Origin of the sequence: Salmonella sp. WC3, assembly GCF_042932255.1 — a bacterium.
Taxonomy (GTDB): Bacteria; Pseudomonadota; Gammaproteobacteria; order Enterobacterales; family Enterobacteriaceae; genus Salmonella; species Salmonella enterica.
Window position 1 is genome coordinate 3,941,279 of record NZ_CP170629.1, and the last position, 24,805, is coordinate 3,966,083.

The window sequence follows — 24,805 nt, forward strand, 5'->3', positions numbered from 1 at the left end:
CCGCTTTTGCGGGCATATGCCCAAAGCTAACACGATTCAGTTACTTTACACTGTATACAGGTCGTGATTTTGCTTACTGGCAACGCAAGCAAACGAAAAGGTACCCTCCCGTAGGGGGGAGGGATTTACCTCAGGAAAGTAAAGTTCCCCAGTTTTCAACCCAGGGATTGGACTGGCTCTCCGGCTCCGGATGTTCGCTGGCGTCAATGAATAACATCTCCCCCACCCGCTGCGCGCTTTGCTCTTGCAACAGGGCATCAAACTGTTTGCCGCCATTACAGAAATTGGGGTAGCTGCTATCACCTAGCGCAATCACCCCGTAACGCAGGTTTGGCTGAAAACCCAACGTATCTTTAATGCCGTGAAAGAGCGGCGCAATGCTATCCGGTAGATCGCCCTGCCCGGTCGTCGAGGTAACGACCAGCGCAACCTTATCCTGATATTGCTGCCAGTCGGACAGTTCAGGATCTTCAAACACGGTCGCGCTGTGGCCCTGTCTGGCGAGGATCGCTTCCGCTTCTTCCGCCACCAGCAGTGAGTTGCCATACATGGTCCCGACAAAAATACCAATTTCCGCCATTATGCGTATCTCCCTGAATTATGTCAGATGAGTCTCATCCTGCCGGGACGCCGCCGTAAACTCAACCCTTTCATTGTCAGGGAGAAGTCCACGCCAGCCAAACTGCGTCAGCGCCTGCATCCAGGTTTCATCCAACCCGGCCTGGATTATCAACGGCTGTCCGGTAAAGGGGTGCGCCAGCTCAAGCCGACTGGCATGAAGCATCAGGCGACGACAGGCAAAATGCTCTGCGGCGCTGCGGTTTTGTCGCAAATCGCCATGTTTACTGTCGCCGATGATAGGATGACGCAGATGCGCCAGATGACGACGGAGCTGGTGCTTACGTCCCGTTTTTGGTTCTAGCTCAACCAGACCATAACGCGTGGTGGGATAACGCCCGGTCGGTACCGCCATTTCGACCGTCGCCAGTCCGCGATACTGCGTTACAGCCGGCTGGGGCGCTTTATCTTCGCGGGCGAATTTATCGGCAATTTTATCGCGCTCTTCCACCAGCGGATAATCCAGTACCGCGTCATCCATCAGCCAGCCGCGCACAATGGCATGGTAGCGTTTACGGATGTGGTGCTGCTCGAACTGCTGCGCCAGACGGCGTCCCGCTTCGCTGGACAGTCCCATTAACAGTACGCCCGACGTGGGTCTGTCGAGACGGTGGGCGGTAAAAACATGCTGGCCGATTTGGTCGCGCACCGTTTGCATGACCACGACTTTTTCGTCGCGATCCAGCCAGCTCCGGTGAACAAGCCAGCCTGCGGGTTTATTCACGGCAACCAGCCACGGGTCTTGATAGAGGATCTCCAGCATCAGGATTTATCGCGGGCGAATAGCGCATCCAGATCCTGCAAAACCGCCAGGATCGCCTCCCGCTGCGGATGATCCGCCGCCAGCGCCATTTCATAATAAGGGGCGACGGCAAACGCCTCGGGCAGCGGCTGCGCATTATCAAGTAGGGTATGCATACGTGGGATCAATACCCATTGCAGCCATTCCAGCGGTTCCATGGTATCCATAAAAAATGGTTGGGTGCTGGTAAACAGGTGCGCCTGCGGCGCATCCTGCCGCCAGTGGCGATGCTCGCGCAGCAGCGTTTCAAGCGTATGTAACTGCTGACGCACACGGTCATGAGTCGTCATGTTAAAAACCTCAATGATGAAAATCTGGCGCGAAGAATAACAAAAAAAAGGGAGCACTGTATAAACAGTGCTCCCGGTTCGTTTCGCAGCATTCCAGCTACTTTTCGTGCTCCCTGCTCATCCGTGACAACTTTTCCTGTGACCTTACGGCCTGTTCATCCTGAACGTTTGCATCCTGCGCACATCGCCCGATGTGATAGCTTCTTCCTGAAGCGTCCCTGGTCATCCAGACCCGCCGAACATCCTGATCGGCTCTCGTTCTCCGTCCTGGAGGTGTCCTTTAACGCATCCTGCGCTTTCCACTTTGCTTCATCCTGAAGCCTTTCCTTGTAACACCATCCTGGCGTGTCCTGCTGAAACGTCATCATCCTGACGTTCGCTTCGTTGTACGACTCCCTGTCGACGAAGATAGAATCGCCTGTTTCACCTTGTCTTACAAGACGCTTACAGACAATACCTTAAGTAAATTTTCATATGAAAGTGCGCAAAAACATTTTAATTAGTTGTTTTATATAGACTTACATAAGAAAACGGGGCTCAGTATCCGCTGATATCCTGGCGATCTCCTACAGACTTTGTAAGAGATCTCTCACACCTGTTAGGGCAAACGATTACAGAAGAGGATTAAGTTGCGTAAGGAATTCCGCAAGCGTTGCGGCAAGAACGGTACGATTGCGGGTGCCCAGCGTTTCTTTAATCACCTCGCCGGACAGATTACAGACCGAAATGACCTCAAGCTCATTTTCCTGCGTCGCAATAAAAAGCGTGGGAGGAAGCTTGAGCCGCTTTTGCGTGACCAGGTGGCCTATCAGATTTTCCTGCACGCGCCGAAAGTCATCCTGACTCCAGGTTTGCAGTAGCGTAAGCTTTTCATCCGCAAACTGCGCGGGCATGTCGCCAGCAAACTGCGTGGTGTAAAACGCGTGGAGCGCAGGTTGTACCATAATATCAAAGGCGCGTTCAACCGCGTTTACATTTTCTTCGCCTTCAAAAGGTTGCGGCTGCCAGTAAACGGCATCGCGGGTTGAAGAAATAATGCACGGAGAAGGTACGCCATACAGTTCTTCGCTCAACGGCCAGCTACCGTGTTTTTCTTGCCACGCGTCGCAGTAACGCGTCGTAAAGGCTTTCAATGCCTGCGCTGTCAGTTCGTCCACCAGTTTCTCTCTTCATAAAAGCCAGGATACACTTGGCGCATAGTGTATCTGGTTTATGACGGTGAAACATGTCTTCTTATGAAAACCATCAGGCTCTTGATGGCCTGACTCTCGGAAAATCAACGGATTACCGGGACAATTATGACGTCAGCCTGCTGCAGGGCGTACCGCGCAGTTTGAATCGTGACCCGCTCGGATTAACAGCCGATAATTTGCCGTTCCACGGCGCGGATATCTGGACGTTGTATGAACTTTCCTGGCTTAACAGCCAGGGTCTTCCGCAGGTCGCCGTCGGGCATGTCGAACTGGATTACACCAGCGTTAATTTAATCGAATCCAAAAGCTTTAAACTGTATCTGAACAGCTTTAACCAGACGCGCTTTGACACCTGGGAGACGGTTCGCCAGACGCTGGAGCGCGATCTGCGCGCCTGCGCGCAGGGCAACGTTAGCGTGAGGCTTCATCGTCTTGATGAGCTGGAAGGACAGCCTGTCGCCCATTTCCACGGCACCTGTATTGACGATCAGGATATCAGTATCGACAACTACCAGTTTACTACCGACTATCTGCAACATGCGGTCAGCGGCGAGAAGCAAGTAGAAGAGACGCTGGTCAGTCATCTGTTGAAATCCAACTGCCTGATCACCCACCAACCGGACTGGGGCTCGATACAAATTCAGTATCGCGGGCGCAAAATCGACAGGGAAAAACTGCTGCGTTATCTGGTTTCCTTCCGTCACCATAATGAATTTCACGAGCAGTGCGTAGAGCGTATTTTTAATGACATTCTGCGCTTCTGCCAGCCGGAAACGTTAAGCGTTTATGCGCGCTATACTCGCCGCGGCGGGCTGGACATTAATCCCTGGCGCAGCAATACCGATTTCGTGCCCGCCACGGGCAGGCTGGCGCGACAGTAATTTTTTTGTCAATTTTGCGTGCCGGATTGCGCATGTAAGGTTGTGAAAGGTCATCAGCCAGGGCTATTGTAATCAACAGGGAATGGCGTGTTGCGTCCCATAAGGAGTTTACTTGATTACACATATTAGCCCGCTTGGCTCAATGGATATGTTGTCGCAACTGGAAGTGGACATGCTGAAACGCACGGCCAGTAGCGACCTGTATCAACTGTTTCGTAACTGTTCACTTGCCGTTCTTAACTCCGGCAGCCTGACCGACAACAGCAAAGAGCTGCTGTCCCGCTTTGAAAATTTCGATATTAACGTACTGCGCCGCGAGCGCGGCGTGAAGCTGGAATTGATTAACCCGCCTGAAGACGCTTTTGTTGACGGGCGGATTATTCGTGCGCTACAGGCTAACCTGTTCGCGGTGCTGCGCGACATTCTCTTTGTGAATGGGCAGATCCACAATGCCGGCCGTTTCCAGCATCTGGATCTTGAAAGCTCAACACATATCACCAATCTGGTGTTCTCCATTTTGCGCAACGCCCGGGCGCTGCACGTCGGCGAAGCGCCAAACATGGTGGTATGCTGGGGCGGCCACTCAATTAACGAAAACGAGTACCTGTATGCCCGTCGCGTCGGCACGCAGTTGGGATTACGCGAGCTGAACATCTGCACCGGCTGCGGCCCTGGGGCGATGGAAGCCCCCATGAAGGGCGCGGCGGTCGGTCACGCACAGCAGCGCTATAAAGACAGCCGCTTTATCGGCATGACTGAACCTTCCATTATTGCGGCTGAACCGCCTAACCCGCTGGTGAACGAACTGATCATCATGCCGGATATCGAAAAACGCCTGGAAGCGTTCGTCCGTATCGCACACGGTATCATCATCTTCCCGGGCGGCGTGGGTACGGCGGAAGAGCTGCTTTATTTGCTGGGGATTCTGATGAATCCAGCCAATAAAAATCAGGTGCTGCCGCTGATCCTGACCGGACCAAAAGAGAGCGCCGATTACTTCCGCGTGCTGGATGAGTTTATTACCCATACGCTGGGCGAAGCGGCCCGCCGTCATTACCGCATCATCATTGACGATGCGGCGGAGGTAGCGCGGCTGATGAAGAAAGCGATGCCGCAAGTGAAAGAGAATCGCCGCGATACTGGCGACGCCTATAGTTTTAACTGGTCGATGCGTATTGCACCGGATCTGCAGGTGCCGTTTGAGCCGTCGCATGAGAATATGGCCAACCTGAAACTGTACCCGGATCAGCCGGTTGAGATTCTGGCGGCGGATCTGCGACGCGCCTTCTCCGGTATTGTCGCGGGGAACGTGAAGGAGGTCGGGATACGCGCCATTGAAGCTAATGGTCCGTATAAAATCCACGGCGATCGAGAAATGATGCGTCGCATGGACGATCTGCTGCAGGGATTCGTCGCGCAGCATCGTATGAAATTGCCGGGTTCCGCCTACATCCCCTGTTACGAGATCTGCGCTTAGCGCTTATGCCCGGTTGCCGCCAGCAGCCGGGCGCTTCTCCCATTCCTTTCATTGCGGTATGGCAATTAACGTATGCCTTCATTTTTTATGATGATCATCAGAGGCATAGCCCGCATTGTTTTATAAACACCATTTATAATTCATCATAAATAGATTGCCAGGCAAACGTTTACTTCACTCTTCTTACCGTGATTTATCGGTTCAAACTCTTATTCTTCGCCAGAATCCACTAAAAACCTTGATTTTTATAGTCAAACCTCCGTATCTTGCGCCCCAATCTTTCCGGCCTTATATCGTTAATGGTAGCCTTCGCGCCCGGAAATTCGTTATGACGTTTTTTTAATAGATTAATGGTCCAAATTTATCCATGTAAGAAGCGGATTATTGCATTTGAGATCGGGATCACTGATAGATTCATCACTTAAATGTATCTTTCCGCCCGAAAATTATTACGGCGAAAAATTATATAAAAAGCGTCCCTAAGCAGATTTCATTTTACGATCAGGTCTTTTTTCATTGGATTAGACCAGCAACCTGATTTTTAGCATCCTCCAGGAGAAATAGATGGAAACCACTCAGACCAGCACTATTGCTTCGATTGACTCTCGAAGCGCATGGCGCAAAACGGATACCATGTGGATGCTGGGCCTTTACGGCACGGCTATCGGCGCGGGCGTTCTGTTCCTGCCGATCAACGCAGGCGTCGGCGGCATGATTCCGCTCATCATCATGGCGATTCTCGCTTTCCCGATGACCTTTTTCGCACACCGTGGTTTAACCCGCTTCGTGCTGTCCGGTAAAAATCCGGGTGAAGACATCACTGAAGTCGTTGAGGAACACTTCGGTATCGGCGCAGGTAAACTGATTACCCTGCTTTACTTCTTCGCGATTTACCCCATCCTGCTGGTTTACAGCGTGGCGATTACTAATACCGTGGAAAGCTTCCTGACCCACCAGTTAGCGATTAATCCGCCGCCGCGGGCGATTCTTTCCCTGATCCTGATTGTTGGCATGATGACCATCGTGCGCTTCGGCGAGCAAATGATCGTTAAGGCGATGAGTATCCTGGTATTCCCGTTCGTCGCTGCGCTGATGCTGCTGGCCTTGTACCTGATCCCGCAGTGGAACGGCGCGGCGCTGGAAACTCTGTCCTTTGATTCCGCCGCGTCTACCGGTAACGGTCTGTGGATGACGCTGTGGCTGGCGATTCCGGTGATGGCTTTCTCTTTCAACCACTCCCCGATCATCTCCTCCTTCGCGGTTGCGAAGCGTGAAGAGTACGGTGAAGGCGCTGAGAAGAAATGTTCTAAAATTCTGGCCTTCGCCCACATCATGATGGTGCTGACCGTGATGTTCTTCGTCTTCAGCTGCGTGCTGAGCCTGACGCCGGCAGATCTGGCAGCGGCAAAAGAGCAGAACATCTCTATTCTGTCTTACCTGGCGAACCACTTTAACGCGCCGATCATCGCCTGGATGGCGCCGATCATTGCGATGATTGCTATCACCAAATCCTTCCTCGGCCACTACCTGGGCGCGCGTGAAGGCTTTAACGGGATGGTGATTAAATCGCTGCGTGGTAAAGGTAAATCCATCGAAATCAACAAACTGAATAAAATTACCGCGCTGTTCATGCTGGTCACCACCTGGATTGTGGCGACGCTGAACCCCAGCATCCTGGGCATGATTGAAACCCTGGGCGGCCCGATCATCGCGATGATTCTGTTCCTGATGCCGATGTATGCCATCCAGAAAGTACCGGCAATGCGTAAGTACAGCGGTCATATCAGCAACGTATTCGTTGTGATTATGGGCCTGATTGCCATCTCCGCTATTTTCTACTCACTGTTCAGCTAAGTCCTTTAGCGCCGCTTACCGCGGCGCTTCTCTATGATACAACCGCAATGGATGCCCTATGATTAGCGTATTCGATATTTTTAAAATCGGCATTGGCCCTTCCAGTTCTCACACCGTCGGACCAATGAAAGCAGGCAAGCAGTTCACGGACGATCTGATTGCCCGCCATATCCTTACAGATGTCACCCGCGTCGTGGTGGATGTCTACGGCTCTCTGTCATTGACGGGTAAAGGCCACCACACTGATATCGCCATTATTATGGGCCTGGCGGGGAATCTGCCGGACACCGTCGATATCGACGCCATTCCGTCCTTTATTCAGGATGTGAACACCCATGGGCGTTTACTACTGGCCAATGGGCAGCATGAAGTCGAATTTCCGGTCGATAAGTGCATGAATTTCCACGCCGACAACCTGTCTCTGCATGAGAACGGGATGCGTATTACCGCGCTGGCGGGCGATAAAGTGCTCTACAGCCAAACCTACTACTCCATTGGCGGCGGCTTTATCGTCGATGAAGAGCACTTTGGTTTGACAAATAGCGAACCCGTTAACGTACCGTATCCTTATAAAACCGCCGCGGATTTACAGCGCCACTGCCAGGAGACGGGTCTGTCGCTCTCCGGTCTGATGATGCAAAACGAACTGGCTCTGCACAGTAAAGAAGCGCTGGAGCAGCACTTCGCCAGGGTCTGGGAGGTAATGCGCAGCGGCATTGAGCGCGGTATCACCACCGAGGGCGTATTGCCGGGCAAACTGCGCGTTCCGCGTCGCGCGGCGGCGCTGCGTCGGATGCTGGTCAGTCAGGATAAGACCACCACCGATCCGATGGCGGTCGTTGACTGGATCAATATGTTCGCGCTGGCGGTGAACGAAGAGAATGCTGCAGGCGGACGAGTAGTCACTGCGCCGACTAACGGCGCATGTGGTATTGTGCCGGCGGTGCTGGCGTACTATGACAAGTTTATCCGCGAAGTAAATGCTAACTCACTTGCTCGCTATATGCTGGTCGCCAGCGCGATTGGCTCGCTGTATAAGATGAACGCCTCTATTTCCGGCGCCGAAGTGGGTTGTCAGGGAGAGGTCGGCGTGGCCTGTTCCATGGCGGCAGCGGGTCTGGCCGAGCTGCTGGGCGGTAGTCCGGCGCAGGTGTGTATCGCCGCAGAAATCGCCATGGAGCATAATCTGGGGTTAACTTGCGATCCGGTTGCCGGCCAGGTACAGGTTCCCTGCATTGAGCGTAACGCGATTGCTTCAGTCAAAGCAGTCAACGCCGCGCGTATGGCGCTGCGCCGTACCAGCGAACCGCGTGTATGCCTCGATAAAGTGATTGAGACCATGTACGAAACCGGTAAAGACATGAACGCTAAGTACCGCGAAACTTCGCGCGGCGGCCTGGCGATGAAGATCGTTACCTGCGATTAATTCTCAGCACATTTTAGGATCTGTAGGCCGGATAAGGCGCTCGCCGCCATCCGGCTTTTGTTGCCTGATGGCGCCTCGCTTATCAGGCCTACGGATAGCGCTATTTCGCAATGCTCGCCTCCCCCCGCCGTGAATGTTACCCTACGCGCAGGTTTGTAAGGGAGAACACCGTGGCTGCTCATCTGCTTATCGTCGACGCGCTCAATTTGATTCGCCGTATTCACGCCGTTCAGGGATCGCCCTGTGTGGAAACCTGCCAACACGCGCTCGATCAATTGATTATTCACAGCCAGCCAACCCATGCCGTAGCGGTATTTGATGACGACGCGCGCAGCAGCGGCTGGCGTCATCAGCGTTTGCCGGACTACAAAGCAGGACGTCCGCCGATGCCTGACGATTTACATAATGAAATGCCCGCCCTACGCGCCGCATTTGAACAGCGCGGCGTACGCTGTTGGGCATCAGATGGTAACGAAGCGGACGATCTGGCGGCGACGCTGGCGCTAAAAGTTACCGAAGCCGGACACCAGGCAACCATTGTGTCAACCGATAAAGGCTATTGCCAGTTGCTCTCTCCGGGATTGCGCATTCGCGACTACTTCCAGAAACGCTGGCTGGACGCGCCGTTTATTGAAAAAGAGTTTGGCGTACTTCCCCGGCAGTTGCCGGATTACTGGGGTCTGGCAGGAATCAGCAGTTTGAAAGTCCCCGGCGTTGCCGGTATCGGCCCCAAAAGCGCGACCCAGCTGTTGATTCAGTTTCAAAATCTGGAGGGAATTTACGCCCATCTGGACGAGGTGCCGGAAAAGTGGCGCAAAAAGCTTGAGACGCATAAAGAAATGGCATTTCTTTGCCGCGATATTGCACGTCTGCAAACCGATTTACATATCGACGGAAACTTACAGCAGCTACGGCTGGCGCGGTAGTTTTGTTGCCGGATGGCGGCGTGAACGCCTTATCCTGCCTACAGGACTGCACGAAATGTAGAGCGGATAAGCGCAGCGCCATCCGGCAAAATTACCAGGCGATATGATACAGTTCGACAATGTCCGCCAGACTCGCTTCACGCGGATTGCCGCCCGTACAGACATCATCGAACGCTGCCTGCGCCAGCGCCGGGATATCCTCTTTTCGAACGCCGACATCACGCAAATGCAGCGGAATTCCCACATCGCGATTTAGCGTAAATACGGCTTCCACTGCGGCATTACGCGCCTCTTCAAGGCTCAATCCTTCTACCTTCACCCCCATCGCCCGGGCGATATCACGGAATTTCTCGTTGGTAGACCCGGCATTGAAACGCATCACATGCGGGAGCAAAATAGCATTCGCGACGCCATGCGGCGTGTTGTAAAACGCGCCCAGCGGATGCGCCATCCCATGCACCAGCCCCAGCCCCACATTGGAAAACCCCATCCCGGCAACGTATTGCCCCAGCGCCATCGCCTCACCGGCCTCTTTTTCTCCGGCTACGGCGCCGCGCAGCGCGCCAGCAATAATCTCAATGGCTTTGATATGTAATGCATCCGTCAGCGCCCATGCGGCCCGGGTAATATAGCCTTCAATAGCATGGGTTAGCGCATCCACGCCCGTTGCTGCTTTCAGCGCGGGCGGCATACCGTCCATCATATCGGCATCGATAAATGCCGCCTGCGGAATATCATGCGGATCGACACAAACGAATTTGCGCCGTTTCTCTTCATCGGTAATCACATAATTGATAGTGACTTCCGCCGCAGTTCCCGCCGTTGTCGGGATCGCCATAATCGGCACGCTGGGTTTACGGGTCGGCGATAGCCCTTCCAGACTGCGCACATCGGCAAATTCCGGATTGTTACTGATAATACCGATCGCTTTGCAGGTATCCTGCGGAGAACCGCCGCCAATGGCGATGAGATAGTCCGCGCCGCTTTGGGTAAAGACCTTAAGCCCTTCCTGGACAACGGAAATCGTAGGATTAGGGATCACGCCCGCATAGATCTCCCACGCCAGCCCTGCGGCATCCATTCTGCTTGTCACCTTATCGACCACACCGCATTGCACCAGCGTTTTATCGGTAACAATCAGCGCTTTATGATAACCGCGGCGCGTCACCTCATCGGTTAATGCGTCCACCGCTCCCCGGCCAAACCATGCCGTTTCATTCAGAATCATTCTGTTCGCCATCGCCTGTCTCCTGACATCACTCTTCAATACGTAATCCGTAAGTTTTAAATTTCTCCAGTACGATAGCGATCGCCTCGTCATCCAGTACCGGTACCGGATCGACAATGGCCAGCGTACTTAAATAGAGCTGCGCCAGCACTTCCACTTCATGCGCCAGCCACAACGCTTTGTCTAAATTTTCTTCACAAGCGATAAGCCCGTGATGCTGTAACAGCGTCGCTTTACGATTTTTAAGCGCCACGGCAACATGGTCAGAAAGTTCGCGGGTGCCAAAAGTGGCGTAGGGCGCGCAGGGAATAGAGTTTCCTCCTGCGGCGGCAATCATGTAGTGAATCGCCGGAATCGGGCGATTCAGGATCGAGACTGCCGTACAATGGACAGCGTGGTTATGTACCACGGCATTGGCGTCAGGGCGCGTCTGGTATGCCGCCATATGAAAACGCCACTCGCTGGAAGACAGCTTGCCCTGCTCATGCTGACCGTCAGCATCAATAAAGACAATGTGCGACTCTGTCAGCTTCTCGTAGGGGATCCCCGTCGGCGTAATCAGCATTCCGCCCTGATAACGTACGCTCACGTTACCTGCCGTCCCCTGATTTAACCCTAACCGCGTCATTTCCAGACAGGTATCAATAATCTGCCGCGCCAGTCTATTTCGTTCCATTATTTACCTCTCTCTGTGATTCAAAATGAGACAACAAAACCGCCTTTCGCATCGCGCTGCTGTCCTGTTGAAATAATCGAATAGTTAGCAACTATCATCATACTGAATAAAGAGAAGGGAATTTAAATAACGATATTTTGTGATTCACATCAATTAATTCGCCACGATAAACCAGACGACTACCGTTTCTCTCGCCGATAAATGCCCGCTCTTAATAATATTTTTTAAAACGGGCAAAGATGAAGAATAAGTTACTACTGCCCGTTTTCGTGGCAATAATTTAATTCGGGCATTCAGTCTGTGGTTTTTTAAATTAAACATCTCAAACGGTCATTTTTTTATGAAAAATTAAAGTGATGATAATCACAGAACGCTCTGCTCTCAGGTATAAATGTGACCACCATCATATTAAAAGGCCTTTTTTATTTGAAAATGACTCCATGAGTTCATTCCGGACGCCAATTTATTACCGGAAAGAAAAGCGAACTCACCTAATTTAACGGTCTGGTGACCAGAACCGACCGCACGCAAAAGCTTCTGAACCGATGAGGATGCTATGGGAAACACAACAATACAAACGCAGAGTTTTCGTGCTGTGGATGCAGAGCAAAGCAAGAGCAAGCGCTACATTATTCCATTCGCCTTACTTTGCTCGCTATTTTTTCTGTGGGCCGTCGCCAATAATCTGAATGACATTTTATTACCGCAGTTTCAACAAGCTTTTACGCTAACTAACTTTCAGGCCGGGCTTATTCAGTCAGCCTTTTATTTCGGTTATTTCGTCATTCCAATTCCCGCTGGGATTTTGATGAAAAAACTCAGTTATAAAGCAGGGATTATCACCGGGCTTTTTTTGTATGCTGTTGGCGCCGCATTATTCTGGCCTGCCGCCGAGATAATGAATTACACATTATTTTTAATTGGCCTGTTTATCATCGCCGCCGGTTTAGGCTGCCTTGAAACTGCGGCCAACCCTTTTGTTACGGTATTAGGTCCAGAAAGCGGCGGACATTTCCGGCTTAATCTGGCGCAAACTTTTAACTCCTTTGGCGCTATTATCGCCGTTGTGTTTGGGCAAAGCCTTATTTTGTCTAACGTGCCGCATCAATCGCAAGAAGCGCTTGATAAAATGACGCCGGATCAGCTTAGCGCCTATAAACACAGCCTGGTGTTATCGGTACAAACGCCATACATGATTATCGTCGCCATCGTATTAGTAGTTGCGCTGCTGATTATGCTGACCAAATTTCCGGCCCTGCAAAGTGACGATCATAGCGATGCTAAACAAAGCTCTTTCTTATCTTCTCTCTCCCGACTCATCCGTATCCGCCACTGGCGCTGGGCGGTGCTGGCGCAGTTCTGCTACGTGGGGGCGCAAACCGCCTGCTGGAGCTATCTGATCCGCTACGCCATTGAGGAGATCCCTGGAATGACGCCCGGTTTCGCCGCCAACTACCTGACCGGCACGATGGTGTGCTTCTTTATCGGCCGTTTCACCGGGACTTGGCTTATCAGCCGCTTCGCGCCGCATAAAGTGCTGGCCGCCTACGCCCTGTTTGCCATGCTCCTGTGTCTGATTTCCGCCTTTAGCGGCGGACATATCGGCCTGCTGGCGCTGACGTTGTGTAGCGCATTTATGTCAATCCAGTATCCGACCATCTTCTCGTTGGGTATCAAAAATCTGGGACAGGACACTAAGTACGGCTCGTCTTTTATCGTCATGACCATTATTGGCGGCGGTATTGTCACGCCAGTAATGGGCTTCGTTAGCGACGCCGCAGGCAAAATCCCGACCGCCGAACTGGTCCCGGCATTGTGCTTTGCCGTCATCTTCATCTTTGCCCGTTTCCGTTCACAAGCGGCGACAAACTGAACATTTATCCGAATAACGTGAGGAATCTGTCATGAAAAAAATCAGCTTACCGAAAATCGGTATCCGCCCGGTGATTGATGGACGTCGTATGGGCGTACGCGAGTCGCTCGAAGAGCAAACCATGAACATGGCGAAAGCGACGGCGGCGCTCATCACCGAGAAAATGCGCCACGCCTGTGGGGCACAAGTGGAGTGCGTCATTGCGGATACCTGTATTGCCGGAATGGCGGAATCCGCCGCCTGTGAAGAAAAATTCAGTAGCCAGAACGTGGGCGTGACCATTACCGTTACGCCGTGCTGGTGCTATGGCAGCGAAACCATTGATATGGACCCGATGCGTCCGAAAGCCATCTGGGGCTTTAACGGCACAGAGCGTCCCGGGGCGGTTTACCTTGCCGCGGCGCTGGCGGCGCACAGCCAGAAAGGCATTCCGGCGTTCTCCATTTATGGCCATGACGTGCAGGATGCCGACGATACCTCCATTCCTGCCGACGTCGAAGAAAAACTGCTGCGTTTTGCGCGGGCAGGGTTAGCGGTAGCCAGCATGAAAGGCAAAAGCTACCTCTCCGTCGGCGGCGTGTCGATGGGGATCGCGGGTTCCATTGTCGATCATAACTTCTTTGAATCCTGGCTGGGCATGAAGGTGCAAGCGGTAGATATGACCGAACTGCGCCGCCGTATCGATCAAAAAATTTATGATGAGGCCGAACTGGAGATGGCGCTGGCGTGGGCGGATAAAAACTTCCGCTACGGCGAAGATCAGAACGCCTCACAGTATAAGCGCAATGAAGCCCAGAACCGCGCGGTGCTAAAAGAGAGCCTGCTGATGGCGATGTGTATTCGCGACATGATGCAGGGCAACAAGACGCTGGCGGACAAAGGGTTAGTTGAAGAATCGCTGGGCTACAACGCCATTGCCGCCGGCTTCCAGGGCCAGCGCCACTGGACCGATCAATACCCGAACGGCGATACCGCCGAAGCGCTGCTCAATAGCTCTTTTGACTGGAACGGCGTACGCGAACCGTTTGTCGTCGCCACCGAAAATGACAGTCTGAACGGAGTAGCGATGCTGTTTGGCCATCAACTCACCGGTACCGCGCAGATATTCGCCGACGTGCGAACTTACTGGTCGCCGGAAGCCGTAGAACGCGTCACCGGCCAGGCGCTCAGCGGCCTGGCGGAACACGGCATTATTCACCTGATTAACTCCGGTTCTGCCGCGCTGGACGGTGCCTGTAAACAGCGCGACAGCGAAGGCAAGCCGACCATGAAACCGCACTGGGAAATCAGCCAACAAGAGGCGGATGCGTGTCTGGCGGCCACTGAATGGTGCCCGGCAATTCACGAATACTTCCGCGGCGGCGGCTACTCATCCCGTTTTCTGACCGAAGGCGGCGTGCCATTCACCATGACCCGCGTGAATATCATCAAAGGCCTGGGACCAGTACTGCAAATCGCCGAGGGGTGGAGCGTCGAACTGCCGAAAGCGATGCACGATCAGCTTGATGCCCGCACCAACTCTACCTGGCCTACCACCTGGTTTGCGCCGCGTCTTACCGGCAAAGGCCCGTTTACCGATGTCTATTCGGTGATGGCGAACTGGGGCGCTAACCACGGCGTACTCACCATCGGCCATGTAGGGGCAGACTTTATTACTCTCGCCGCGATGCTGCGTATCCCGGTATGTATGCACAACGTGGAGGAGGCGAAGATCTACCGTCCTTCCGCCTGGACAGCTCACGGTATGGATATCGAAGGCCAGGATTATCGCGCCTGCCAAAATTATGGCCCGCTGTATAAACGTTAATGCGGCTTAGCCCGGTGGCGCAGGCTTACCGGGCCTACGGGCGCGTGAACCGTAGGCCGGATAAGCGTAGCGCCATCGGGCGGCGTTTATGGAGTTATCTATGAAACAAGACGTTATCCTGGTTCTCGACTGCGGTGCGACAAACGTTCGGGCGATCGCCGTTGATCGCCAGGGGAAAATTGTCGCCCGCGCCTCAACCACTAACGCCAGCGACATTGCCGCAGAAAATAGCGCCTGGCATCAGTGGTCTCTGGACGCCATCCTGCAACGTTTCGCCGACTGCTGCAGGTCACTCTCCAGCGCCCTGTCGGAGTGTGTTGTTCGCGGTATTACGGTGACTACGTTCGGCGTCGATGGCGCGCTGGTCGATGCGCAGGGTAAGCTGCTCTACCCGGTCATCAGTTGGAAATGCCCGCGAACCGCCGCCGTGATGGAAACGATTGAGCGCTTTATCTCGCCCCGGCAATTGCAGACGCTCTCCGGCGTCGGCGCGTTCAGCTTTAACACGCTGTATAAACTGGTCTGGCTTAAAGAGAATCATCCGCGCCTGCTGGAACAAGCTCACTGCTGGCTGTTTATCTCGTCGCTGATTAACCACCGTCTGACCGGCGAGTTTACAACCGATATCACTATGGCAGGCACCAGCCAGCTACTGGATATCCATCAGCGCGACTTTAGTCCGGAAATCCTGCAGGCGACGGGCCTGGCGCGCCGCCTGTTCCCGCGTATCGTGGAAGCAGGCGCCCAGATAGGCACGCTACAGACAGACGCGGCCAGGCTACTCGGTCTCCCGGCGGGTGTGCCGGTGATCTCTGCCGGACACGATACTCAGTTCGCGTTATTCGGCGCTGGCGCGCAGCAAGGTGAACCGGTGCTCTCCTCCGGAACATGGGAGATTCTGATGGTACGCAGCGGTCAGGTGGATACCTCGCTGCTCAGTCAGTATCCGGGCTCGACCTGTGAACTGGACAGTCAGTCGGGGCTTTATAACCCCGGAATGCAGTGGCTGGCCTCCGGTGTACTCGAATGGGTACGAAAACTGCTGTGGACGCCGGAAACACCATGGCAAACGCTGATCGACGAAGCGCGCGCTATTCCCGCTGGCGCGGAAGGCGTACGGATGCAGTGCGATCTGCTCGCCTGCCAAAATGCAGGCTGGCAGGGCGTGACGCTCAATACCACCCGCGGCCATTTCTATCGCGCCGCGCTGGAAGGCCTGACGGCGCAACTGCAGCGTAATCTGCGCACGCTGGAGAAAATCGGTCATTTTAACGCCACAGAACTGTTACTGGTTGGCGGCGGCAGTCGCAACGCTTTGTGGAATCAAATTAAAACGAATCAGCTTGATATCCCTATCAAAGTGCTGGACGACGCGGAAACAACCGTGGCCGGCGCTGCCATGTTTGGCTGGTACGGCGTAGGCGAATTTAGTAGCCCGGAACAGGCGCGCGCGCAGGTCAATTATCAGTATCGCTATTTCTGGCCGCAAACCGAACCTGAAATTATTGAGGGAGTATGAAATGCTAAAAACCATTTCACCGTTAATTTCCCCGACACTGCTCAAAGTGCTGGCCGAGATGGGCCACGGGGACGAAATCATTTTTTCCGACGCTCACTTTCCCGCGCATAGCCTGGGCCCACAGGTGATTCGCGCCGATGGTCTTAGCGTCAGCGATCTACTGCGGGCAATTATTCCGCTCTTTGAGCTGGATAGCTACGCCCCGCCGCTGGTAATGATGGCCGCCGTGGAAGGCGACACGCTCGACCCCAGCGTTGAAGCGCGCTATCGCGATGCTTTGTCATTAGAAGCGCCGTGCCCGGATATCGTTCGTATCGACCGTTATGCGTTTTATGAGCGGGCGCAAAAAGCGTTTGCGATCGTTATCACAGGTGAGTGCGCGAAGTACGGAAATATTCTTTTAAAAAAAGGGGTAACGCCGTAATCTCTTGCCGGTGCGCCCGCATGACGCGGGCGTTCATCGAATGATGGGGTGAGAAAAATGAAAGCGGCACGCCAACAAGCGATAGTCGATCTGCTGATCAATCATAAAAGTCTGACCACCGAAGCGCTGGCCACCCGGCTTAACGTCAGTAAAGAGACCATCCGCCGCGATCTCAGTGAACTACAGACGCAGGGAAAAGTGCTGCGTAATCACGGACGAGCTAAATATATTCATCGTGAAAATCAGGACAGCGGCGATCCATTCCATATCCGCCTGAAAAGCCATTATGCGCACAAAGCCGATATTGCCCGTGAAGCGTTAGCGTGGATAGAAGAAGGAATGACGATTGCGCTGGATGCCAGTTCAACCTGCTGGTATCTGGCCCGCCAGTTGCCGGATATTCCCATTCAGGTTTTTACCAATAGCCATCCTATCTGTCAGGAGCTGGGAAAACGCGAACGCATTGCGCTGATAAGTTCCGGCGGCCAGCTTGAACGTAAATATGGCTGTTATGTTAATCCGTCGCTTATCTCACAGCTAAAATCGCTTGATATCGATCTGTTCATCTTTTCCTGTGAGGGGATCGACGGCGGCGGCGATCTGTGGGACTCCAATGCGATCAACGCCGATTTTAAATCTATCCTGCTCAGGCGCGCCTCGCAGTCTTTATTATTGATTGATAAAAGTAAATTTAATCGTTCAGGAGAGGCGCGCATCGGCCATCTGGATGATGTGACGCATATTGTTTCAGATGCGCCGCAATCGTAGACCGGATAAGCGTGCGTCATCCGGCGCTGATGACGCGCCGGACGACGGCAACGCGTTTTTATCGCTCGTCGCGACGTCCGCCAACAGCCGCCCACAACCGACGCACGTGTACCGTCACTTCTTCGCGATCGTGATAAAGCTGACGCGCCTGGATCTGCGCATTAACGCCGTGCTCATCCAACTGCGCCTGAAGATACGCCAGGTTATGCGACACCTCTTCATAGCGTTTTTTCATCGGCAGTTTAAGGTTAAAAATCGTCTCCCGACACCAGCCGTTCACCAGCCACTGCGCCATTAACGCGGTGACTTTGGCCGGCTTCTCCACCATATCGCAGACCATCCATGAAATATTATTCCGGTTCGGACGGTACCTGAAGCCATCCTCACGCAACCAGGTCACCTGTCCGGTGTCCATCAGGCTTTGCGCCATCGGGCCGTTATCTACGGAGTAGACCCACATATTGCGCTTCACTAACTGGTACGTCCATCCGCCGGGACAGGCGCCCAAATCCACCGCATACATGCCGTTCGCCAGACGTTCATCCCACTCATCTTCCGGGATGAAAACGTGGAGCGCCTCTTCCAGTTTCAGCGTTGAGCGGCTCGGCGCATCAGACGGAAACTTCAAACGCGGGATGCCCATATAAAACGGTGAATTGTTATGTGTGAACGAATAGCCGGTATAGCAGCATCCTGGCGCGATAAAAAAGACATGAACGACCGGACGCTTCGGCGTTTCATAATTCGTCAATACGCCCGCATCACGCAAAGCCGCGCGCAGCGGCACCGTAAATTTGCGGCAGAACTTCATCAGTTCTTTACTTTCATTGGTGTCGGCGACTTCAACCCGCAGCTCGCCGCCCTTTTCCACTACGCCCTGCAACATGCCGACAATCGGCGTAATTCTGTCTTCCGGCGGTAAATGTTGCAGCAGTTCCCCCACCACAAACCACTGGCGGGCGAAAATCAGCGAACTGAACGGCAGTTCTGAAATCAGCTTTTCGCCATCTTCCGGCTGGTAGCATTCATAAATGACATAGCCTGCGTTCTCTTTTACGCGTGCAAAACCAAATATTTCCCGTTTTCCCGCTTTATCGGTAATTTCTGCAGCGCACTCTTTTTCAAACCCCGGACGGCAGAGCAATACAACTTTATTCATGGCTCGCGCCCTTACGTTTCATACGAATGGCGCCAATCAGCAATAGCGCCCAGCCCACCAGGAAACTGACGCCGCCGACAGGCGTGATATACGCCCACAGGCGCAGATGCGAAAGCGCAAGGCAGTACAGGCTGCCGCTAAACAGCACCGTGCCCAGCGCCAGAAAAACGCTGCTCCAGTAAAACCAGATGCTGATACGGCGCTGCATCGCCACCGCCAGGCCAAAGATCGCCAGCGTATGGAACGCCTGATATTGCAGGCCGGTCTGAATCCAGCCCATTTCAACCACGCCCAGGGTTTTACTCAAAACATGCGCCCCGAACGCGCCCAGAGCAACGTAAATAAAACCGCTGATAGCGGCGACAATCAGCATAAAACGGCTGGTCATGGTCATACCCTAAGTTAATTATTGTTCGTAACGAAAACGGAATTTTTCTTGCTCCGTCGCCGCCTTCGCCAAAATCCACTGACGGAAGGCGGCTATTTTACCCAGTTCTGCCTGGCTGTCATGACAAACCAGATAAAAAGCATTCTTACTCACCAGAACATCGTTAAATGGACACACCAGTCGCCCGGCTTCAATTTCCGACTGCGCCATAACATTATTCGCCAGCGCGATCCCCTGTCCGTGAATAGCGGCCTGTAGCACCATCGCGCTGTGGCTAAATATCGGCCCTTGCTGAACGTTAATATGGTTGAGCCCTAACTGACGAGTATAGGCCTGCCAGTCACGCCGGGAGGCGTCGTGCAATAGCGTGTGTTTCGCCAGATCTTCCGGCGTTTTTAACGGTTTTTCGCCTGTGAGTAATAAAGGAGAACAGACGGGCAGTAAATATTCTGCGTATAATTTTTCGACGCGCAAGCCCGGCCAGTTTCCCCGGCCATAAAAAATCGCGACATCGACATCGTCTGCCAGTTTATCTTCCTGACGGTCAACGGCTTGTATCCGAACGTCAATTCCCGGATAAGCTGAGTTAAAGCTGGAGAGCCTGGGCACCAGCCACTGGATGGCAAAACTGGGCGGTAAACTCACCGTCAGCGCCCCTTTGGCACTGCGCGCCTGGAGCTTACGCGTTGCTTCCGTGAGCTGGGAAAATATCTCTTTAATGTCGAGAAAATAGCTTTGGCCTTCTTCCGTCAGCAGCAGCGAACGATTGCGGCGGCGGAACAGTTTTAGCCCCAAAAAATCCTCAAGTGACTTAATTTGGTGGCTTACTGCGGCCTGCGTCACAAAAAGTTCTTCCGCTGCTCGCGTAAAGCTCAAATGGCGCGCGGCAGCATCAAAAACGCGTAACGCATTTAAAGGAGGTAATCGTTTTGACATGGCCTCTGGACTTAATGTCGAATGAATTTAACAAATAGGTAACAACATGTAACCTATTAGTTTTTTTAATCTGAGACATTATAAATTGTCCGTTGAGGTTCTACCAGCAAATACCTATAGTGGCGGCACTTCCTGAGCCGGAACGAAAAGTTTTATCGGAATGCGTGTTCTGATGGGCTTTTGGCTTACGGTTGTGTGTTGTGTTGTTGTGTTTGCAATTGGTCTGCGATTCAGACCACGGTAGTGAGACTACCCTTTTTCACTTCCTGTACATTTACCCTGTCTGTCCATAGTGATTAATGTAGCACCGCCATATTGCGGTGCTTTTTTTTGTATAACAAACGGTTAGTTTTCCAGAGCCACCATCTCTTTCACGTCAGTACGATTGATCTGCTGTTTGTTGCCATTAGCGTCTTTATACGAAATCATACCGGTATCGTTATCGGTCTGGGGTTTACCGTCGGTCACAATGCTACGTCCATCATTGGTGTGCATAACGTAATTAGGACCGGAACAGGCGCTCAGGGCAAAAGTCAGCATACATGCAGAGATAATTGCGGCAGTCTTTTTCATCTTCTTCTCCTTAAAGCTGTTTGTGCTATTTAAAGCGGACTCCGTAACAGGCTTAAACATTCGCCTAACATTATTCAGCATAACCTCCTTTACATAATTCGCCAGGATATACAGACGATTCCGATGGTTAGGACAAACCTTGTATCAGCCGTGCTTTTACGCCACGATCGGTAAACTGAACCGAGGAATATCATGAACGCTTTTAATCCCACGCAGTTTCGCGCGCAGTTTCCCGCGCTAGCCGATGCGGGTGTTTATCTCGATAGCGCCGCCACGGCATTAAAGCCACAGGCAGTCATTGACGCCACGCACCAGTTTTATTGTTTGAGCGCCGGTAACGTTCATCGTAGCCAGTTTGCGCAGGCGCAGCGCCTGACGGCGCAATATGAAGCGGCCAGAGCAAAAGCAGCGCGGCTGTTAAACGCGCCCGATGAAAAAAGTATCGTCTGGACACGCGGCACCACCGAAGCGATCAACATGGTGGCGCAGTGTTACGCCCGTCCTCGTCTGCGCCCCGGCGATGAAATTATCGTTAGCGTCGCCGAGCATCACGCCAACCTTGTGCCCTGGCTGATGGTGGCGCAACAAACCGGCGCGCAGGTCATAAAACTGCCGCTTAATGACCGACGTCTTCCTGATGTTGAGCGTCTGCCGGAACTGATCACGTCGCGCAGCCGCATTCTGGCGCTGGGGCAAATGTCGAACGTAACGGGCGGCTGCCCGGATCTCGCAAGCGCTATCAGCACCGCTCACGCAGCGGGAATGGTCGTGATGGTAGATGGCGCGCAAGGCGCGGTACACTTCCCGGCGGATGTCCAGCAGCTTGATATCGATTTTTATGCTTTTTCCGCTCACAAACTGTATGGCCCGACCGGCATCGGCGTGCTGTACGGTAAGCCGGAGCTTCTTGAGGCGATGTCGCCCTGGCTCGGCGGCGGCAAGATGATCCGTGACGTTAGCTTTGAAGGCTTCACCACTCAAAGCGCTCCCTGGAAGCTGGAAGCGGGGACGCCGAACGTCGCCGGGGTCATCGGCCTGAGCGCTGCGCTGGAATGGCTGTCCGATATCGATATTGAACAGGCCGAAAACTGGAGCCGGGGGCTGGCGACGCTGGCGGAAGACGCACTGGCGAAACGCCCGGGCTTTCGTTCGTTCCGCTGCCAGGACTCCAGCCTGCTGGCCTTTGATTTTGTCGGCGTGCACCACGGCGATATGGTGACGCTGCTGGCGGAATACGGTATTGCGCTCCGGGCCGGGCAACATTGCGCCCAGCCATTGCTGGCGGAACTTGGCGTCACAGGGACTCTGCGCGCCTCTTTTGCGCCGTATAATACCCAACATGATGTGGATGCGTTGGTTAACGCCGTTGACCGCGCGCTGGAACTGCTGGTGGATTAATGACAAACCCTCTTTATACCGGACACCCGTTCGGCACAACGGTAACGGAAGAGACGTTACGCGCTATCTTTCTCCCGCTGACCCAGTGGGAGGATAAATATCGTCAGTTGATTCTGTTAGGAAAACAGCTCCCCGCTCTGCCGGATGAATGCAAAGCGCAGGCGAAAGAGATAGCCGGCTGCGAGAACCGCGTCTGGCTGGGCTTTACCCGATCAGATAACGGAACGATGCACTTTTTCGGCGACAGTGAGGGGCGGATTGTCCGCGGCCTGCTGGCGGTATTGCTCACCGCGGTGGAAGGAAAAAACGCCGCCGAGTTGCAGGCTCGTTCACCGCTGGCGCTGTTTGATGAGCTGGGTTTACGCGCCCAGCTTAGCGCCTCACGTAGTCAGGGGCTGAACGCGCTGAGCGAAGCGATTGTTGCCGCAACGCATAAGGGTTGAAATAGCGTAAATATTCTGTCGCCTGACAGCGCCGCCCGCAGCGGTCAGGCGATGCAGATAAAATAATCCAGTCACTTTATTAGTTTCGGCGTCAGATTTCCCTGATAAGCATTCTTTTGATTTTTATCAGCTATCACAATGAAATTACAATGTTAGAATCCATGTTAAAACGGCGTGAAGATTTTAGAGTAAATAAAGCCACTCGATGTAGCGTAGCAGGAGAACTGGAAAATTCATACGCATCGGGTGAAGTTATAACAGGATATGGATAAGTGGAAAAATATCTGCGTAGCGGTACCATGTTTGTGGTACTGGCATTTATATTATGGGGGTTAACACCTTTATATTATCAATATTTATCAGGGGGGAATCTCGCACAAATATTGATATACCGGGTGTTCTGGTCAATTCCATTATTACTGGCAGTAAGATTGTTATTTCGGCAGCGAACGCGATTTCATGATGCCTGGAAAGATAAAAAATCTTTTTTCTTCTGCATGATCGCCGGACTTTTGATGATTGTCTCATGGTCATCTTTTATTTATGCGCTAACCCATCATCTGGTGCTTGATGCCAGCCTCGGCTATTTTATCAACCCGCTATTTGTTATTGCGCTGGGATGCATTTTTCTTAAAGAAAAACTGTCGTTGTTTCAGGCCATCGCCGTTTTTTCCGGTGTCTGCGGCCTGACTTTTCAAATTATCATGCTACGGCATTTCCCGGCGCTGGCGCTAACCATGGGATTATCATTTGCGCTATATGGCCTGGCGCGAAAGTTTATACATTATGATGTGATGACATCGATAACGATTGAAACATTATGGGCATTGCCTGTCTCACTATTAATTTTTCTCTTTAGCGATACCGGACCACTTATATCCGCTAATACTCCTTTCTTTTTGTATGTCATGACGGCGCCAGTGACGATCATTCCACTGGTATTATTTGCCATCGCGTTAAATCACACCTCGTTGATTGTCACCGGACTGGCGCAATATATAGAGCCGTCTTTACAGTTCTTACTTGCCATTATGATATTTGGCGAGCACATTAATTACGCGGAACTGCTCTGCTTTTGTGCGGTATGGTTCGGGTTGTTTTTATGCATATCTGAAAATTTATATTCCCATTATCTCCGCGCCCGTCTGAAACCGGTGTTCAGCAGGGTACAGCGCTTCTTTCGCTAACGAAGGGCGCAGGGCCGGATACGCGTCTGCGTGACACTCCGCCCCGTCCTTTTATTCTTGTCGCGCCGCTTTAGCCATGATCTTCTTCAGCGCATGGGAAACGGCGACAAAACCGAACGTTGCCGTCACCATCGTCGCCGCGCCGAAGCCAGAGGCGCAATCCATCCGTTTTGGCCCTTCTGCGGTAGCTTTCATCGCGCATACGGAACCGTCCGCCTGTGGGTAAACCAGCGCTTCAGTGGAAAAAACGCAGTCCACGCCCAGTTTACCTTTACTGTTCTTCACTACGCCAAAATTATGTTTCAATCTCTCACGCAGTTTTGCCGCCAGCGGATCCTGGATAGTTTTCGCCAAATCAGCGACCTGGATTTGCGTCGGATCGATCTGCCCGCCCGCGCCGCCTGTGGTCACTAAAGGAACCTTATATCGGCGACAGTACGCAATCAGCGCGGCTTTTGGACGAACGCTGTCAATGGCGTCAATGACATAGGTAAAACCCGCGTTCATATAACCCGCCACATTATCCGGCGTGATGAAATCATCGATAACCGTTACCCGGCACTCCGGGTTAATTTGCCGAATCCGTTCGGCCATCACTTCCGCTTTCGCCAACCCGACGTTATCACGCAACGCATGGATCTGACGGTTCGTATTGGTCACGCAGACATCGTCCATATCAATCAGCGTAATCGCACCGATGCCCGTACGCGCCAGCGCCTCTGCCGCCCATGATCCCACCCCGCCGATTCCCACGACGCAGATATGCGCCTCAGCAAACCGCTGCAGCGCTTTTTCACCGTACAGACGCGCGGTGCCGCCAAAGCGTTGGCGCCAGGCATCACTTATCACCACTGACATATGACCTCAGAATAAAAAAAGGCGAGGTTATTCCTCACCCCTGCTCACTATTTTCAGGCCCGATAGCGATCGCGTTATCGGGCAATCCGGTTGTCGCAGAA

The 24,805-nt window shown here is 53.0% G+C and carries 24 protein-coding genes; 13 read left to right on the forward strand and 11 right to left on the reverse strand.

Going from position 1 to position 24,805, the window contains the following annotated elements:
- Positions 1-130: 130 nt before the first annotated feature.
- The 4 genes from ACFK9X_RS19280 to syd all read right to left on the reverse strand — a co-directional run bounded on the left by ACFK9X_RS19280 (position 131) and on the right by syd (position 2,867).
- A complete protein-coding gene (locus ACFK9X_RS19280; protein ID WP_000807736.1) occupies positions 131-580 on the reverse strand; it encodes a flavodoxin in 450 nt (149 codons plus the stop codon).
- 18 nt (positions 581-598) lie between these two features.
- Positions 599-1,381 (reverse strand): tRNA pseudouridine(65) synthase TruC, encoded by a 783-nt coding sequence (gene truC / locus ACFK9X_RS19285; protein WP_151117390.1) that lies wholly within the window; start codon positions 1,379-1,381, stop codon positions 599-601.
- The gene (locus ACFK9X_RS19290) at positions 1,381-1,710 is read right to left on the reverse strand and encodes a YqcC family protein (protein WP_001522911.1); all 330 of its coding nucleotides are present in this window, start codon (positions 1,708-1,710) and stop codon (positions 1,381-1,383) included. Before ACFK9X_RS19290 ends, truC begins: the two co-directional genes overlap by 1 nt.
- Positions 1,711-2,321: 611 nt before the next feature.
- Positions 2,322-2,867, reverse strand: coding sequence for a SecY-interacting protein (gene syd / locus ACFK9X_RS19295; protein ID WP_000343990.1), 546 nt, complete (start codon positions 2,865-2,867; stop codon positions 2,322-2,324).
- A 68-nt stretch (positions 2,868-2,935) separates the two neighbouring features.
- Between syd and queF the strand changes: the two genes are divergently transcribed.
- The 5 genes from queF (at position 2,936) to xni (ending at position 9,467) form a co-directional block, all read left to right on the forward strand.
- Positions 2,936-3,784 carry an NADPH-dependent 7-cyano-7-deazaguanine reductase QueF gene (queF, locus tag ACFK9X_RS19300; RefSeq protein WP_000100474.1) on the forward strand — a complete coding sequence of 283 codons (849 nt, stop codon included), beginning with the start codon at positions 2,936-2,938 and terminating at the stop codon, positions 3,782-3,784.
- A gap of 112 nt (positions 3,785-3,896) precedes the next feature.
- Positions 3,897-5,261 carry a nucleotide 5'-monophosphate nucleosidase PpnN gene (gene ppnN, locus ACFK9X_RS19305; protein ID WP_000627973.1) on the forward strand — a complete coding sequence of 455 codons (1,365 nt, stop codon included), beginning with the start codon at positions 3,897-3,899 and terminating at the stop codon, positions 5,259-5,261.
- Between the two features lie 564 nt (positions 5,262-5,825).
- Positions 5,826-7,115, forward strand: coding sequence for an HAAAP family serine/threonine permease SdaC (gene sdaC, locus ACFK9X_RS19310; protein WP_151117394.1), 1,290 nt, complete (start codon positions 5,826-5,828; stop codon positions 7,113-7,115).
- 58 nt (positions 7,116-7,173) lie between these two features.
- Positions 7,174-8,541: an L-serine ammonia-lyase II gene (sdaB, locus tag ACFK9X_RS19315; protein ID WP_000626381.1), complete on the forward strand. Its 1,368-nt coding sequence runs from the start codon at positions 7,174-7,176 to the stop codon at positions 8,539-8,541.
- A gap of 170 nt (positions 8,542-8,711) precedes the next feature.
- Positions 8,712-9,467 carry a flap endonuclease Xni gene (gene xni / locus ACFK9X_RS19320; RefSeq protein WP_191964507.1) on the forward strand — a complete coding sequence of 252 codons (756 nt, stop codon included), beginning with the start codon at positions 8,712-8,714 and terminating at the stop codon, positions 9,465-9,467.
- A 91-nt stretch (positions 9,468-9,558) separates the two neighbouring features.
- Here xni and fucO read toward each other — a convergent pair whose 3' ends face one another.
- Both fucO and fucA read right to left on the reverse strand, forming a co-directional pair.
- Positions 9,559-10,707, reverse strand: coding sequence for a lactaldehyde reductase (fucO, locus tag ACFK9X_RS19325; RefSeq protein WP_000013564.1), 1,149 nt, complete (start codon positions 10,705-10,707; stop codon positions 9,559-9,561).
- Positions 10,708-10,723: 16 nt separating this feature from the next.
- Positions 10,724-11,371 (reverse strand): L-fuculose-phosphate aldolase, encoded by a 648-nt coding sequence (fucA, locus tag ACFK9X_RS19330; RefSeq protein ID WP_151117398.1) that lies wholly within the window; start codon positions 11,369-11,371, stop codon positions 10,724-10,726.
- Between the two features lie 556 nt (positions 11,372-11,927).
- On the opposite strand from fucA, the gene fucP reads away from it, so the two are divergent.
- The 5 genes from fucP to fucR all read left to right on the forward strand — a co-directional run bounded on the left by fucP (position 11,928) and on the right by fucR (position 17,762).
- Positions 11,928-13,244: an L-fucose:H+ symporter permease gene (gene fucP / locus ACFK9X_RS19335; protein WP_000528622.1), complete on the forward strand. Its 1,317-nt coding sequence runs from the start codon at positions 11,928-11,930 to the stop codon at positions 13,242-13,244.
- 31 nt (positions 13,245-13,275) lie between these two features.
- Positions 13,276-15,051: an L-fucose isomerase gene (gene fucI, locus ACFK9X_RS19340; protein ID WP_151117400.1), complete on the forward strand. Its 1,776-nt coding sequence runs from the start codon at positions 13,276-13,278 to the stop codon at positions 15,049-15,051.
- 100 nt (positions 15,052-15,151) lie between these two features.
- Positions 15,152-16,570, forward strand: a complete 1,419-nt coding sequence (gene fucK, locus ACFK9X_RS19345) for an L-fuculokinase (protein WP_151117402.1) — start codon at positions 15,152-15,154, stop codon at positions 16,568-16,570.
- A gap of 1 nt (position 16,571) precedes the next feature.
- Complete coding sequence (gene fucU, locus ACFK9X_RS19350; RefSeq protein WP_000920848.1) at positions 16,572-16,994, forward strand: L-fucose mutarotase; 423 nt, start codon at positions 16,572-16,574, stop codon at positions 16,992-16,994.
- Between the two features lie 57 nt (positions 16,995-17,051).
- Positions 17,052-17,762, forward strand: coding sequence for an L-fucose operon activator (gene fucR, locus ACFK9X_RS19355; RefSeq protein ID WP_000642330.1), 711 nt, complete (start codon positions 17,052-17,054; stop codon positions 17,760-17,762).
- Between the two features lie 58 nt (positions 17,763-17,820).
- On the opposite strand, the gene rlmM is transcribed toward fucR, so the two are convergent.
- The 4 genes from rlmM to ACFK9X_RS19375 all read right to left on the reverse strand — a co-directional run bounded on the left by rlmM (position 17,821) and on the right by ACFK9X_RS19375 (position 20,818).
- Positions 17,821-18,921 (reverse strand): 23S rRNA (cytidine(2498)-2'-O)-methyltransferase RlmM, encoded by a 1,101-nt coding sequence (rlmM, locus tag ACFK9X_RS19360; RefSeq protein WP_017465992.1) that lies wholly within the window; start codon positions 18,919-18,921, stop codon positions 17,821-17,823.
- The gene (locus ACFK9X_RS19365) at positions 18,914-19,309 is read right to left on the reverse strand and encodes a DUF423 domain-containing protein (RefSeq protein ID WP_000203913.1); all 396 of its coding nucleotides are present in this window, start codon (positions 19,307-19,309) and stop codon (positions 18,914-18,916) included. The genes rlmM and ACFK9X_RS19365 overlap by 8 nt, the downstream gene beginning before the upstream one ends.
- An 18-nt stretch (positions 19,310-19,327) precedes the next feature.
- The gene (gene gcvA, locus ACFK9X_RS19370) at positions 19,328-20,245 is read right to left on the reverse strand and encodes a glycine cleavage system transcriptional regulator GcvA (protein ID WP_000044409.1); all 918 of its coding nucleotides are present in this window, start codon (positions 20,243-20,245) and stop codon (positions 19,328-19,330) included.
- Positions 20,246-20,590: 345 nt separating this feature from the next.
- Entirely contained in the window at positions 20,591-20,818 is a 228-nt protein-coding gene (locus tag ACFK9X_RS19375; RefSeq protein ID WP_000750393.1) for a YgdI/YgdR family lipoprotein, read from the reverse strand.
- A gap of 192 nt (positions 20,819-21,010) precedes the next feature.
- Here ACFK9X_RS19375 and csdA point away from each other — a divergent pair, with 192 nt between their 5' ends.
- The 3 genes from csdA to rarD all read left to right on the forward strand — a co-directional run bounded on the left by csdA (position 21,011) and on the right by rarD (position 23,846).
- Complete coding sequence (gene csdA, locus ACFK9X_RS19380; RefSeq protein ID WP_000991056.1) at positions 21,011-22,216, forward strand: cysteine desulfurase CsdA; 1,206 nt, start codon at positions 21,011-21,013, stop codon at positions 22,214-22,216.
- Positions 22,216-22,659, forward strand: coding sequence for a cysteine desulfurase sulfur acceptor subunit CsdE (csdE, locus tag ACFK9X_RS19385; RefSeq protein WP_000184198.1), 444 nt, complete (start codon positions 22,216-22,218; stop codon positions 22,657-22,659). Before csdA ends, csdE begins: the two co-directional genes overlap by 1 nt.
- 299 nt (positions 22,660-22,958) lie before the next feature.
- The gene (gene rarD, locus ACFK9X_RS19390; RefSeq protein ID WP_077911869.1) at positions 22,959-23,846 is read left to right on the forward strand and encodes an EamA family transporter RarD; all 888 of its coding nucleotides are present in this window, start codon (positions 22,959-22,961) and stop codon (positions 23,844-23,846) included.
- 51 nt (positions 23,847-23,897) lie between these two features.
- On the opposite strand, the gene tcdA is transcribed toward rarD, so the two are convergent.
- Positions 23,898-24,704, reverse strand: coding sequence for a tRNA cyclic N6-threonylcarbamoyladenosine(37) synthase TcdA (tcdA, locus tag ACFK9X_RS19395; RefSeq protein WP_000117748.1), 807 nt, complete (start codon positions 24,702-24,704; stop codon positions 23,898-23,900).
- Positions 24,705-24,805 lie beyond the last annotated feature (101 nt).